Raw genomic sequence first — 13046 nt, 5'->3', positions numbered from 1 at the left:
GCTTAAGTGAAAAGATGACAAAGCGACGACAGAACGCGAAAGGCAGGTCGCCCGTGCTCTCCGCGCCGACCGGCAAGGCCGCCCTCGTGCCCGCCGCCGGGCTCGCCTGTGCGCTCACCTTCGCGCTCGGGCCCGCCCTCGCCCCGCCCGCCGTCGCCGTGCCCGCCGCCGCGGCCCGCCCCGCGGCCGGGCCCCTCGCCGGCGTACGGGTGGCGATCACCGGCGGGCTCTTCACCGCCAGCGTCGGCATCGTCTGGACGACCGCGCGCACCATCGACGGCCACTACTGCGCGGCGGCCGGGGACGCTCCCACACCGTTCACCGCGCTGGTCGACGCCATCGACGAGTACCACTTCGGCCTGCGGGCGCACTGGGACGCCGCCACGAAGGACTTCGTCGTCGACAGCATCCACGGGGACGCCGCCGACGGCACCAAGAAGTGGAACGCGTACGTGAACGACACCAAGATCACGACCAGCCCCTGTGCCACCGCGATCAAGGACACCGACAAGGTGCGGTGGACGCTGGAATAGCCGGAGGGGCAGGAGAGGGCCGGGGGAGGCCGGCGTGCCCCCGAAGTCGCCGGCCGCCGGCCACCGCCCCTACGGAAGCGCCAGCATCCGCTCCAGCGCCAGCTTCGCGAAGCTCTCGGTCTCCTTGTCGACCTGGATGCGGTTGACGACCTTGCCGGCCGCCAGCGACTCCAGGGCCCACACCAGGTGGGGGAGGTCGATGCGGTTCATCGTCGAGCAGAAGCAGACCGTCTTGTCGAGGAAGACGATCTCCTTGTCCTCGGAGGCGAAACGGTTCGCCAGGCGGCGGACCAGGTTCAGCTCCGTACCGATGGCCCACTTCGAGCCGCGCGGTGCGGCCTCCAGCGCCTTGATGATGTACTCCGTCGAGCCGACGTAGTCCGCCGCCGCCACGACCTCGTGCTTGCACTCGGGGTGGACCAGGACGTTCACGCCGGGGATGCGCTCGCGCACGTCGTTGACCGAGTCCAGCGAGAACCGGCCGTGCACCGAGCAGTGGCCGCGCCACAGGATCATCTTCGCGCCCCGCAGCTGCTCGACGGTCAGGCCGCCGTTCGGCTTGTGCGGGTTGTAGACCACGCAGTCGTCCAGGGACATGCCCATGTCCCGGACCGCGGTGTTCCGGCCGAGGTGCTGGTCGGGCAGGAACAGCACCTTCTCACCCTGCTCGAAGGCCCAGTCCAGCGCCCGCTTGGCGTTGGAGGAGGTGCAGATCGTGCCGCCGTGCTTGCCGGTGAAGGCCTTGATGTCGGCGGAGGAGTTCATGTACGAGACCGGCACGACCTGCTCGGCGATGCCGGCCTCGGTGAGCACGTCCCAGCACTCGGCGACCTGCTCGGCGGTCGCCATGTCGGCCATCGAGCAGCCCGCGGCCAGGTCGGGGAGGATGACCTGCTGGTCGTCACCGGTGAGGATGTCGGCCGACTCGGCCATGAAGTGCACACCGCAGAAGACGATGTACTCGGCGTCCGGCCGGGCGGCGGCGTCCCGCGCGAGCTTGAAGGAGTCGCCGGTCACATCGGCGAACTCGATGACCTCGTCGCGCTGGTAGTGGTGCCCGAGGACGAAGACCTTGTCCCCGAGCTTCGCCTTGGCCGCGCGGGCGCGCTCGACGAGGTCGGGGTCCGACGGGGCCGGCAGATCACCGGGGCACTCCACGCCGCGCTCGCTCTTCGGGTCGGCCTCACGGCCGAGGAGGAGCAGCGCGAGCGGGGTCGGCTGGACGTCCAGGGGCTGGGCGGTGGTCACGACACGCACCCTCTCTTCTCTGCAGACAACTCTGAGGCACGCGCCTTTTTGCGGGTGCATGCCTTTTCGTCTATTTGACGCTATCTATCATAGCTGCTTCACGTCACTTTGACGATGGCCATAGTGTCGATGTGACGCATCAGCACCCCGCCGTGTGCGGTAGGCCACCGGTTCCCGGCGGCCGGTGTGCGAGCATGAAAAGAGACAACGCCCAGCCGGAATGAATTCCGGGGCGTCGCCGGTTGCAGCTTGTGGCATCCGATGACAAGCGGTCCGTACAACCCGGGAGAGATGTAGATGAGCGTGCAGGACGAGAAGACCACCGTCAGCGACGGCATCATCCTGTCCGACGCGGCCGCGTCGAAGGTCAAGAGCCTGCTGGAGCAGGAGGGCCGGGACGACCTCGCGCTGCGGGTGGCCGTTCAGCCCGGTGGCTGCTCCGGTCTGCGCTACCAGCTCTTCTTCGACGAGCGTTCGCTCGACGGCGACGTCGTGAAGGACTTCGACGGCGTCAAGGTCGTCACGGACCGGATGAGCGCCCCCTACCTCGGCGGTGCCTCCATCGACTTCGTCGACACCATCGAGAAGCAGGGCTTCACGATCGACAACCCGAACGCCACGGGCTCCTGCGCCTGCGGCGACTCCTTCAGCTAAGGAGTCCGCTCCCGCGCGGAGCATCGGGCAGTAGCGCACGAAGGCGGCGTCCCCTCGGGGGCGCCGCCTTCGTCTATGCCGTCACCGCGTCCGGCGCGGGCTCACCGCTTCGGCACGGACTCACCGGTCGACACGTCGATCACCTTCCGGCCGTCCAGCGGCTTCTGCAGCTCCACGGTCTTGGTGAACTCCCGGGCGATCTTCACGCAGATCTGCCCCGGCTTCTTGTCCCGGGCGGTGACCTTCGTCTTCACGGCCGTGGCCGACTCCTCGACGCTCACCGAGTAGACGCTGCACACCCCGCCCCAGAAGTGCACGGTCAGCTTCCGGCCGCCGTCCCCGACGTCGTACGACTCCAGCGCCATCACGCCCGGCTTCCCGGACGGCGGCTTGGGCGTGGGCTCCTTGTGGGCCAGGTACTTCGGGTCCACGGCCGGATGCGTCACCGTCGTCGTGGTGGCGTCCGGGCCGTTGCCGGTGCCCGGCTGGCGGACCTTGAACAGCCACGACGGCACCAGCGCCTGGCCGCCGTCCACGTACTGCACCGCGAGCCCGAAGACCGCGCCGGTCACCTCGGCCGGCTGCTGGCCCTTGGTCGGCGCCGGCTCGCAGGGCGCGATCTGGTCGCCCTTGCCGTCCGATCCGCCGTTGCGGCCGGGCGTCGAGGGGCAGGGGGCGGGCTTGCGGCCGTCGCCCGAGTTCAGCCGCGCGAGCGTCTTGTCCGCGTTCAGCACGGGGTACACCGCGCCCTTGACCGGCTTCGCCAACTGCCCGCTGCCGCCGACCACTTGACCGTCCGAGCCGACCTGCAGATCGCTCTGCCAGCCGTACGTCGGCAGCCCGCCGAGCACCGGGTTGGCGGTGACGATCCGCACCGCGCCGGACAGCCCGCTCGCGTCGACCGCGGCGTCCCCCTGGCCGAGCGCCGTCAGCACCGGCCGCACCGCCCGCTTCGCCTTCTCCGGCGACACCGCGCCCGCGCCGCTGCCGTCGTCCTGTGTCGCGAGGTCCCCGCCACCGCGGTACGAGGGACAGCCGGGCCGGCTCGACGGGCCGCCGCCACCGGGCCGCTCCTGGCCGGTCCTGCCCTTGGGGGAGGCGGGCAGCGCGCAGTTCGTACCGCCCGGCGTGCCGTACTTGGAGAACGTCCAGGAACCCGAGCCGCTCTTGGTCACCTGGAGGATCGGCCCGCGGGAGTCCGGGGTGACCTCACCGACCTTCCAGGTGCTGCCCTCCGACCTGACCTTTCCGGCCACATCCAGCGCCTTCGCCAGCCGTTCCACCGTCTCCCGGGCGACCTCGCCCTTCGGGCGGTACACCGGGGCCGACCCCGGCCCGCCCGGCAGCTTCGCCACGGCCCGGTACTTCGCTCCCTGCGGGTTGGGCTCCCCGGCCGCTATCGAGCCGCCCGAATAGCCGTCGAGCGCCAGCGGCGGCGGATTGCCGTGCCCGGAGCCCGGCCCGGAGCCGGCACCGTCGGACGCGGACGAGGCCCAGTACGCCGCGCCGCCCCCGGCCACCAGTACCGCGGCGGCCATCGAGGCGACCACGAGCCGGGTGCGGCGCGTGCGCTCCTTGGGATCGGTGGTGTCAGGGGTGTCCTCGGCGTTCACCGCATCGCTCCTTCAGCTCCGCTGAACTTCTGACCTGCCTGCCCGCCTGTAGTGGGGGACGCCGATGGGACGGACCCGGGCCGGATCCGGTTCCCCGGCGCCCGCGGCCGGCGGCCCGGCCGGGCGGATCTACTATGGGAGGGTTTGCGCGGCCACCGGCTGCCAGCTGTCCTGGATGACCGGCGGGGCACCCTCCCGACCGGTACCGTTTCCCCGTCCGCCGCCCCTCACGCCGTCCCCACAGGAGCAGACCCGTCGTGCGTATCGCAGTCACCGGCTCCATCGCCACCGACCACCTGATGACCTTCCCCGGCCGCTTCGCCGACCAGCTCGTGGCCGACCAGCTGCATACGGTCTCCCTCTCCTTCCTGGTCGACCAGCTCGATGTCCGCCGGGGCGGCGTCGCCCCCAACATCTGCTTCGGCATGGGCCAGCTCGGCATCCGGCCGGTCCTGGTCGGCGCCGCGGGCACCGACTTCGAGGAGTACCGCGCCTGGCTCGACCGCCACGGCGTGGACACCCGCTCCGTGCGCATCTCCGAGGTCCTGCACACCGCCCGCTTCGTGTGCACCACCGACGCCGACCACAACCAGATCGGCTCCTTCTACACCGGCGCGATGAGCGAGGCCCGGCTGATCGAACTGCAGCACGTCGCCGAGCGGGTCGGCGGCCTGGACCTGGTCCTGATCGGCGCGGACGACCCGGAGGCGATGATCCGGCACACCGAGGAGTGCCGCAGCCGTGGAATCCCGTTCGCCGCGGACTTCTCGCAGCAGATCGCCCGGATGGACGGCGAGGGCATCCGCAACCTCATGGAGGGCGCGGCCTACCTCTTCTCCAACGAGTACGAGAAGGGCCTCATCGAGTCCAAGACCGGCTGGACCGCCGACGAGATCCTGGCGAAGGTCGGCACCCGGATCACCACCCTCGGCTCCAACGGCGTCCGCATCGAGCGGGTCGGCGAGCCCGCCATCGAGGTCGGCGTCCCCGAGGAGAAGACCAAGGCCGACCCCACCGGCGTCGGCGACGCCTTCCGTGCCGGCTTCCTGTCCGGCCTGGCCTGGGGCGTCAGCCTGGAGCGCGCCGCCCAGATCGGCTGCATGCTCGCCACCCTGGTCATCGAGACCGTCGGCACCCAGGAGTACGAGCTGCACCGCAGCCACTTCATGGACCGCTTCACCAAGGCGTACGGCCACGAGGCCGCGGCCGAGGTCCAGCAGCACCTGGCTGCCTGACCGGCCGGGCCGGGCGGTTCCCGCGCCCGGCCCGTTTCCGCACGTCAGACGCGGCGCCGCACCACATACGCGGCGCCGCGTTCGGCTGCCCGCTCTCCCACGTACTCCTGGTCGCGCATCCCGCACCAGGCGGGGATGTCCTGCCGGGCGGCCTCGTCGTCGGAGAGCACCGTCACCGTCCCGCCGACCGGCACCTGCCCGATGGCCTTCGCCAGCTCGATGACCGGGATGGGACAGCGCCGCCCGAGCGAATCGACGACCAGGCCGGCGGGCTCCGCTTCCCCCGCGGCCTCTTCCGCGGCGGCCCCGGCAGGCTCCGCCGCGACGGCCGGTGAAGGCTCCTGCGGCGCGGCCCCTGCCGTGGCCGCCGCTGCGGCCACCGGCTCCGCCGCCCGCACCCCCAGCCGCTCCCGCACCGACCGCACGACCCCCGGCAGCAGCTCCAGGAACCGCTCCACGTCGGCCTCGGCCGTGCCGTACGGCAGCGAGACCCGGACGTTCCCCTCGGACAGCACCCCCATCGCGCGCAGCACATGGCTCGGCGTCAGGGTGCTGGACGTACAGGACGATCCGGACGAGACGGAAAAGCCGGCCCGGTCGAGCTCGTGCAGCAGGGTCTCCCCGTCGACATAGAGACAGGAGAAGGTGACGAGGTGGGGGAGGCGGTGCACCGGATCGCCGACCACCTCCACGTCCGGGACCAGCTCCGGCACCCGGGTGCGGATCCGGTCCACCAGCTCCCGCAGCCGGGCGGCCTCGGTGTCGGCCGCCGGCCCGGACCGCAGCGCGCGCAGCGCGGCCGCGGCCGCGACCACCGCCGGGATGTTCTCGAAACCGGCGCTCCGGCCGGCCTCCCGCTCGTCCCGCGGCCCCTGGGGCGCGAACCGGGTGCCCTTACGGACCGCGAGGAGCCCGACGCCGGGCGGGCCGCCCCACTTGTGGGCACTGGCCGCCAGCAGCGACCAGGCGCCGGGCACCGGCCCCCACGCCAGCGACTGCGCCGCGTCCACCAGCAGCGGCACCCCGGCCTCCTGGCACAGCTCGGCCACCTCCTCGACCGGCTGCTCGGTGCCCACCTCGTGGTTGGCGGACTGCAGGGCGACCAGCGCGGTGTCCGGGGTGAGCGCGGCCGCGACGTCCCCGGCGGCCACCCGGCCCGTACGGTCCACGGCCAGCTCCGCGACGGTGCCGCCGGCCGCGGCGTGGACCTCCGCGGCGTGCAGGACCGAGGAGTGCTCGACGGCGGAGTGCAGCAGCCGGCGGCCGGCCCGGCGCCGGCCGGCCAGCGCACCGGCCACCCCGGCGTGCACCGCCTGGGTACCCGAAGGGGTGAAAACCAGTTCGTCCGGGCGGCAGCCGACGGCCTCGGCCGCGGCCTCCCGCGCGGCGTCCAGCAGCAGCCGGCCGCGCCGGCCCTCGCGGTAGAGCCGCGCCGGGTCGGCCCAGCCCTCGTCGAGCGAGGCGAGCAGCGCCTCACGGGCGACGGGATGGAGGGGAGCGGCGGACGCGGCGTCGAAGTAGGGCACGTACCCGACGTTAGTCCCCCGGGCGGCGGTCGGCGGTGGGCCCACCGGAGTGGTCCGTTCCACCCGCCCGCGGGCCGGGGCCGGGCAAGCCGTCAGATCCCAGGTGGGAGCGGGTAATCGGGTCTGCCGGAGGCGACCCGCGGCGGGCCCGGCCACCCCTTAGGGGTGGCTCGCGGCGCGTTGGGCACCCTCCCCGCGCGACCCCAAATAGCGTCCAGTAGGGTTTGGTCCGCATAAACATCCAAACCCCTGCCCGACGCAGGGCGGCGACCGACCAGCGAGTAAGGCCGCAGCCGACCGCGCGGGCGAGACTCTCGGGAAGGCGCTACGTGAGTCCCAACGGCTCCGACCGCTCGTCGCGGCGCCCGATGCGGCGGAAGCTGCCGCAGGTGCTTGCTGCGGGCCTGGTCCTGGCGACCGCTACAGGTTGCACATACAAGGACTTCCCCCGCCTCGGCATGCCAACGCCCGTCACCGACGAGGCGCCGCGGATCCTCTCTCTTTGGCAGGGCTCCTGGGCCGCCGCCCTCGCAACGGGCGTGCTGGTGTGGGGCCTGATCATTTGGAGCGTGATCTTCCACCGCCGCAGCAGGACCAAGGTGGAGGTCCCCGCGCAGACCCGGTACAACATGCCGATCGAGGCGTTGTACACCATCGTCCCCTTCATCATCATCGCGGTGCTGTTCTACTTCACCGCGCGTGATGAGAGCGCGCTCCTGAAGACCTCCAAGAAGCCGGACCACGTCGTCAACGTGGTGGGCTTCCAGTGGAGCTGGGCGTTCAACTACCTGGAGAACGTGGACGGCAACAAGTCGACCACCAACATCAACTCCAGCGCGCTCTCCGCGATCCCGGACAAGTGGAAGAAGACCGCGCCGGCCGGTGCTGACGGTGTCTACGACACCGGCACCCCGGGCGAGCGCAACCCGCAGACCGGCAACCCGGGCCCGACCCTGTGGTTGCCGAAGGGCGAGACGGTCCAGTTCGTGCTGACCTCTCGTGACGTCATCCACTCCTTCTGGGTGGTGCCGTTCCTGATGAAGCAGGACGTCATCCCGGGCCACACCAACGTCTTCGAGGTGACTCCCAACAAGGAGGGCACCTTCATGGGCAAGTGCGCCGAGCTCTGCGGCGTCGACCACTCCCGGATGCTCTTCAACGTCAAGGTCGTGTCCCCTGAGCGGTACCGGGCGCACCTGAAGGACCTGGCGAAGAAGGGCCAGACCGGATACCTGCCGTCGGGCATCAAGCAGACGGATCACGCCAGGAATGCGGAGACGAAGAACCAGTGAGCATCCTCAACGAACCTCAGGGTGCCGCCGCCGATACGGCTCCGGCTGCCCCGCCCGTCCGCAAGAAGCAACCCGGTATCGCTGCCGTGAAGTGGCTGACGACCACTGACCACAAGACCATCGGCACGATGTACCTGGTCACGTCGTTCGCGTTCTTCTGCGTCGGCGGCCTGATGGCGCTCCTCATGCGCGCCGAACTGGCCCGCCCGGGTACGCAGATCATGTCGAACGAGCAGTTCAACCAGGCGTTCACGATGCACGGCACGATCATGCTGCTGATGTTCGCGACGCCGCTGTTCGCCGGATTCGCGAACTGGATCATGCCGCTGCAGATCGGCGCGCCCGACGTGGCGTTCCCGCGGCTGAACATGTTCGCGTACTGGCTGTACCTCTTCGGCTCGCTGATCGCGGTGGCCGGCTTCCTCACCCCGCAGGGTGCCGCCGACTTCGGCTGGTTCGCCTACTCCCCGCTGTCGGACGCGGTCCGCTCGCCGGGTGTCGGCGCCGACATGTGGATCATGGGTCTGGCCTTCTCCGGCTTCGGCACCATCCTCGGTTCGGTCAACTTCATCACCACGATCATCTGCATGCGTGCGCCTGGCATGACGATGTTCCGGATGCCGATCTTCACCTGGAACGTGCTGCTGACCGGTGTGCTGGTCCTGCTGGCCTTCCCGGTCCTGGCCGCCGCGCTGTTCGCCCTGGAGGCGGACCGTAAATTCGGTGCCCATGTATTCGACGCCGCAAATGGCGGGGCATTGCTCTGGCAGCACCTCTTCTGGTTCTTCGGCCATCCAGAGGTGTACATCATCGCGCTGCCGTTCTTCGGCATCATTTCCGAGGTCATTCCGGTGTTCTCCCGGAAGCCGATGTTCGGTTACATCGGTCTGATCGCGGCGACCATTTCGATCGCCGGCCTTTCGGTCACGGTGTGGGCGCACCACATGTACGTCACCGGTGGCGTGCTGCTGCCGTTCTTCTCCTTCATGACGTTCCTCATCGCCGTTCCGACCGGTGTGAAGTTCTTCAACTGGATCGGCACGATGTGGAAGGGCTCGCTGTCCTTCGAGACGCCGATGCTCTGGGCGGTCGGCTTCCTGATCACCTTCACCTTCGGTGGTCTGACCGGTGTCATCCTGGCCTCGCCGCCGATGGACTTCCACATCTCCGACTCGTACTTCGTCGTGGCGCACTTCCACTACGTCGTCTTCGGAACGGTCGTCTTCGCGATGTTCTCCGGCTTCCACTTCTGGTGGCCGAAGTTCACCGGCAAGATGCTCGACGAGCGGCTCGGCAAGATCACGTTCTGGACGCTGTTCATCGGCTTCCACGGCACGTTCCTCGTCCAGCACTGGCTGGGTGCCGAGGGCATGCCGCGGCGCTACGCGGACTACCTCGCGGCCGACGGCTTCACGGCGCTGAACACCATCTCGACGATCAGCTCGTTCGTGCTGGGCCTGTCGATCCTGCCGTTCCTCTACAACGTCTGGAAGACGGCGAAGTTCGGCAAGAAGGTCGAGGTCGACGACCCGTGGGGCTACGGCCGTTCGCTCGAATGGGCGACGTCCTGCCCGCCGCCGCGGCACAACTTCCTCACCCTGCCGCGCATTCGTTCCGAATCCCCGGCGTTCGACCTGCACCACCCGGAGATCGCGGCCCTCGACGCGCTGCACAACGGCCACGGCACTGACGAGGACAAGGCCATCGCCGGTGGCAAGGAGGCGGGCAAGTGAAGATCCAGGGCAAGATGTTCATCTGGCTCTCCGTCTTCGTCCTGGCCATGGCGATCGTCTATGGCGTCTGGTCGAAGGAGCCCGCGGGTACCACCGCACTGTTCCTCGCCTTCGGCCTGTGCATCATGGTCGGCTACTACCTGGCCTTCACGGCCCGGCGGGTCGACGCGGGTGCACAGGACAACGAGAACGCGGAGGTCTCCGACGACGCCGGTGAGCTGGGCTTCTTCAGCCCGCACAGCTGGCAGCCGCTGTCCCTGGCCGTCGGTGGTGCGCTCGCCTTCCTGGGCGTCGTCTTCGGCTGGTGGCTGCTGTACTTCTCGCTCCCGGTGATCCTGGTCGGCCTCTTCGGCTGGGTCTTCGAGTACTACCGCGGCGAGAACCGCACGCAGTAGGCGCTTTTGGCGCCAAAAGCACGGCAACACGCCGTACAGCGGGCCCGGACACCTCAAAAGGTGTCCGGGCCCGCCCCGTTCGGGGCAGCGGGGGCGACCCGTTTGCAGTCCTCCAGCGCGCTGGAGCAGGTGATTCTTCATATTTTTGGGGCATGAGTCACAGACCTCGAACCCGGACGGTGCTGAGCTGCGGCCTCCTGCTCGTGCCCCTCGCGGTGAGCACCGCCGCGTGCGGGGGCTCGGCGTCGGAACCGCTCTCCGCCAATCCCTACGACGCGGGCGACCAGATCACCGCCAACACCCCGGACGGAAAGCAGAAAGCCGACCCCGACAAACCGATCGAGGTCTCCGTCAAGGACGACGACGCGCGCATCACGGACGTCACCGCCACCGATTCCACCGGCCGCTTCGTACGCGGCGAACTGAGCGCCGACGGCCGGCACTGGCGCACCACCGTGCCGCTGGCCGCCGGCACCCGCTACACGGTGCGGGTCAGCACCGAGGAGGACGACGGCACGCCCGGCCGCAAGACACTGGTGGTGCACACCACCGACGCGGACGGCCAGTTGACCGCCACCTTCGGCCCCGAGAGCGGCGAATACGGCGTCGGCCAGCCGGTCACCGCCGAGCTGAGCCGGCCCATCAAGGACCCCAAGGCCCGCGCCATCGTCGAAAGCGCCCTGAAGGTCGACTCCATGCCGCGCGTCGAGGGCGCCTGGCACTGGGTCGACGACAAGAAACTGCACTTCCGCCCGAAGGTCTACTGGCCGGCCCACGCCACCATCTCGGTGCACAGCAACCTCGCCGGCCTGAAGATCGCCAAGGGCCTCTACGGCGGCCCCTCCAAGCCCGTCAGGCTCACCACCGGCGACCGCCTGGAAGCCATCACCGACGCGGCGGCGCACCAGATGACCGTGCTGCGCAACGGCACGTCCATCAACACCATCCCGGTCACCACCGGCAAGCCCGGCTTCTCCACCCGCAACGGCGTCAAGGTCGTCCTGGGCAAGGAGAGCTTCGTCCGGATGCGCAGCTCCACCGTCGGCATCGCCGCCGGCAGCTCGGACTCCTACGACCTGCCGGTCTACTGGGCCACCCGGGTGACCTGGAGCGGGGAGTACGTGCACGCCGCGCCCTGGTCCGTCGGATCACAGGGCGCGGCGAACGTCAGCCACGGCTGCACCGGCATGTCCACCGGCAATGCCCAGTGGTTCTTCAACACCGTGCGGGTCGGCGACATCGTCAAGGTCATCAACAGCGGCGGCGACACCATGACGCCGTTCGACAACGGCTTCGGCGACTGGAACATGCCCTGGAAGGAATGGCGCGCCGGCAGCGCCCTCAAGAACAAGGCCTCCAGCACCACAGGAGCCGCCGAGCGCCAGCAGGACCCCGGCTCGGACGCCCGGCTGCGCCCGAAGATCTGAAGGCCTCCACACGGCGCCCAGCGGCCCTCCAGGCCCGCGTCCTCAGGCCTGTACGAGGTTCCTGCGGCGCAGCAGACCGGCCAGGGCGTCGGCGAAGGCCACCGGGTCGATCGGATGGGTCACCGCGGCGTCCGCGCGGCTCCAGGTGGCCAGCCAGGCGTCCTGCGGGCGGCCGATCAGCAGCAGCACCGGCGGGCACCGGAAGATCTCGTCCTTGATCTGCCGGCAGACGCCCATGCCGCCCGCCGGCGCGGTCTCGCCGTCCAGCACGCAGACGTCGATGCCGCCCTGCTCCAGGGCTTCGAGGACCGCCGGTGCGGTGGCGCACTCCAGGATCTCGATCTCGGGGGCATCGGCGGCCGGGCGCCGGCCGGCCGCCAGCCGGACCTGCTCGCGGGTGCCCGCGTTGTCGCTGTAGACCAGCACCGTGGCAGTCGCCTGCATCGTTCCTCCACGCTCTTCGTAGCGGCACAGCATCGGGTGGGGCTGATGGGCCGGATGCTACTCCCGCGGCAGGCCCCGGCAGCAGGGGGCGAAAGGGCCGAAGATCTGCCCGACGGCCCGTCAGGGCCGGGCCCGCCCGAGCCGCAGTACCGTACCGGCGGCCGGCCTTCCCCCCTTCGGGCGACGCCGGAAATGGGCCGTACGAGCAGGCCATACGTCCTTGACACACCGAACGGCACCCCCCGGAGTGAGGGCGGGATAAGCGACCGACATAATGTCGGTCGTGGCGACAGCAACGACAGTAGAAACCGGGCACGCGCACCCGTCGGTCAATCGGCCGAACCTCACCAGCGTCGGAACCATCATCTGGCTGAGTTCCGAGCTGATGTTCTTCGCGGCCCTCTTCGCGATGTACTTCACCCTTCGATCCGTGACCGGAGAGGCTTATTGGAAGGAATCGGCCAGCGCGCTGAACCTTCCGTTCTCCGCGACCAACACCACGATCCTGGTGCTCAGCTCACTGACCTGCCAGCTCGGCGTGTTCGCGGCCGAGCGCGGCGACGTCAAGAAGCTCCGGGCCTGGTTCGTGGTCACCTTCATCATGGGTGCCATCTTCATCGGCGGTCAGGTCTTCGAGTACACCGAGCTGGTCAAGCACGAGGGCCTTTCGCTCTCGTCCGGACCGTACGGCTCGGTGTTCTACCTGACCACCGGATTCCACGGACTGCATGTGACGGGCGGTCTGATCGCCTTCCTGCTGGTCCTGGGCAGGACGTACGCGGCCAAGAGGTTCACCCACACGCAGGCCACCGCGGCCATCGTCGTGTCCTACTACTGGCACTTCGTCGATGTCGTCTGGATCGGCCTCTTCGCCACGATCTACCTGATCCGCTGACCGGTCCGACCGGACCCACAGATCAGACAGACATAGCCAAAGCATCGACGC

Annotated in this window: 12 protein-coding genes; 8 read left to right on the top strand and 4 right to left on the bottom strand. The window is 69.7% G+C overall.

Annotated elements, in window-relative coordinates:
• Nucleotides 1-14 precede the first annotated feature (14 nt).
• Complete coding sequence (locus AB0E02_RS24310; RefSeq protein ID WP_362142572.1) at nt 15-533, top strand: hypothetical protein; 519 nt, start codon at nt 15-17, stop codon at nt 531-533.
• Between the two features lie 69 nt (nt 534-602).
• On the opposite strand, the gene nadA is transcribed toward AB0E02_RS24310, so the two are convergent.
• On the bottom strand, nt 603-1790 hold the full coding sequence (nadA, locus tag AB0E02_RS24305; RefSeq protein WP_362142570.1) for a quinolinate synthase NadA: 1188 nt from the start codon (nt 1788-1790) through the stop codon (nt 603-605).
• A gap of 288 nt (nt 1791-2078) precedes the next feature.
• On the opposite strand from nadA, the gene erpA reads away from it, so the two are divergent.
• Nucleotides 2079-2435, top strand: coding sequence for an iron-sulfur cluster insertion protein ErpA (erpA, locus tag AB0E02_RS24300; RefSeq protein ID WP_030070025.1), 357 nt, complete (start codon nt 2079-2081; stop codon nt 2433-2435).
• Nucleotides 2436-2536: 101 nt separating this feature from the next.
• On the opposite strand, the gene AB0E02_RS24295 is transcribed toward erpA, so the two are convergent.
• Nucleotides 2537-4048 (bottom strand): hypothetical protein, encoded by a 1512-nt coding sequence (locus AB0E02_RS24295; RefSeq protein WP_362142567.1) that lies wholly within the window; start codon nt 4046-4048, stop codon nt 2537-2539.
• 257 nt (nt 4049-4305) lie between these two features.
• Between AB0E02_RS24295 and AB0E02_RS24290 the strand changes: the two genes are divergently transcribed.
• Nucleotides 4306-5283: a carbohydrate kinase family protein gene (locus AB0E02_RS24290; RefSeq protein WP_030805413.1), complete on the top strand. Its 978-nt coding sequence runs from the start codon at nt 4306-4308 to the stop codon at nt 5281-5283.
• Between the two features lie 44 nt (nt 5284-5327).
• On the opposite strand, the gene AB0E02_RS24285 is transcribed toward AB0E02_RS24290, so the two are convergent.
• On the bottom strand, nt 5328-6809 hold the full coding sequence (locus AB0E02_RS24285; protein ID WP_362142565.1) for an aminotransferase class V-fold PLP-dependent enzyme: 1482 nt from the start codon (nt 6807-6809) through the stop codon (nt 5328-5330).
• 329 nt (nt 6810-7138) lie between these two features.
• Between AB0E02_RS24285 and coxB the strand changes: the two genes are divergently transcribed.
• The 4 genes from coxB to AB0E02_RS24265 all read left to right on the top strand — a co-directional run bounded on the left by coxB (nt 7139) and on the right by AB0E02_RS24265 (nt 11656).
• Nucleotides 7139-8101: a cytochrome c oxidase subunit II gene (coxB, locus tag AB0E02_RS24280; protein ID WP_030415449.1), complete on the top strand. Its 963-nt coding sequence runs from the start codon at nt 7139-7141 to the stop codon at nt 8099-8101.
• Nucleotides 8098-9834: a cytochrome c oxidase subunit I gene (gene ctaD, locus AB0E02_RS24275; protein ID WP_362142563.1), complete on the top strand. Its 1737-nt coding sequence runs from the start codon at nt 8098-8100 to the stop codon at nt 9832-9834. The genes coxB and ctaD overlap by 4 nt, the downstream gene beginning before the upstream one ends.
• Nucleotides 9831-10229, top strand: a complete 399-nt coding sequence (locus AB0E02_RS24270) for a cytochrome c oxidase subunit 4 (protein ID WP_030083935.1) — start codon at nt 9831-9833, stop codon at nt 10227-10229. Before ctaD ends, AB0E02_RS24270 begins: the two co-directional genes overlap by 4 nt.
• 152 nt (nt 10230-10381) lie before the next feature.
• Nucleotides 10382-11656, top strand: coding sequence for an Ig-like domain-containing protein (locus AB0E02_RS24265; RefSeq protein ID WP_362142560.1), 1275 nt, complete (start codon nt 10382-10384; stop codon nt 11654-11656).
• A gap of 42 nt (nt 11657-11698) precedes the next feature.
• Here AB0E02_RS24265 and AB0E02_RS24260 read toward each other — a convergent pair whose 3' ends face one another.
• Nucleotides 11699-12100 (bottom strand): hypothetical protein, encoded by a 402-nt coding sequence (locus tag AB0E02_RS24260; RefSeq protein WP_030812816.1) that lies wholly within the window; start codon nt 12098-12100, stop codon nt 11699-11701.
• Nucleotides 12101-12374: 274 nt separating this feature from the next.
• On the opposite strand from AB0E02_RS24260, the gene AB0E02_RS24255 reads away from it, so the two are divergent.
• Entirely contained in the window at nt 12375-12995 is a 621-nt protein-coding gene (locus AB0E02_RS24255; protein ID WP_006606088.1) for a heme-copper oxidase subunit III, read from the top strand.
• Nucleotides 12996-13046: the final 51 nt, after the last annotated feature.

Origin of the sequence: Streptomyces sp. NPDC048196 (assembly GCF_040652715.1) — a bacterium.
Taxonomy (GTDB): domain Bacteria; phylum Actinomycetota; class Actinomycetes; order Streptomycetales; family Streptomycetaceae; genus Streptomyces; species Streptomyces siderophoricus.
The sequence above is the reverse complement of the archived record's forward strand: the minus strand, read 5'-3'. Positions and strand labels throughout refer to the sequence as shown.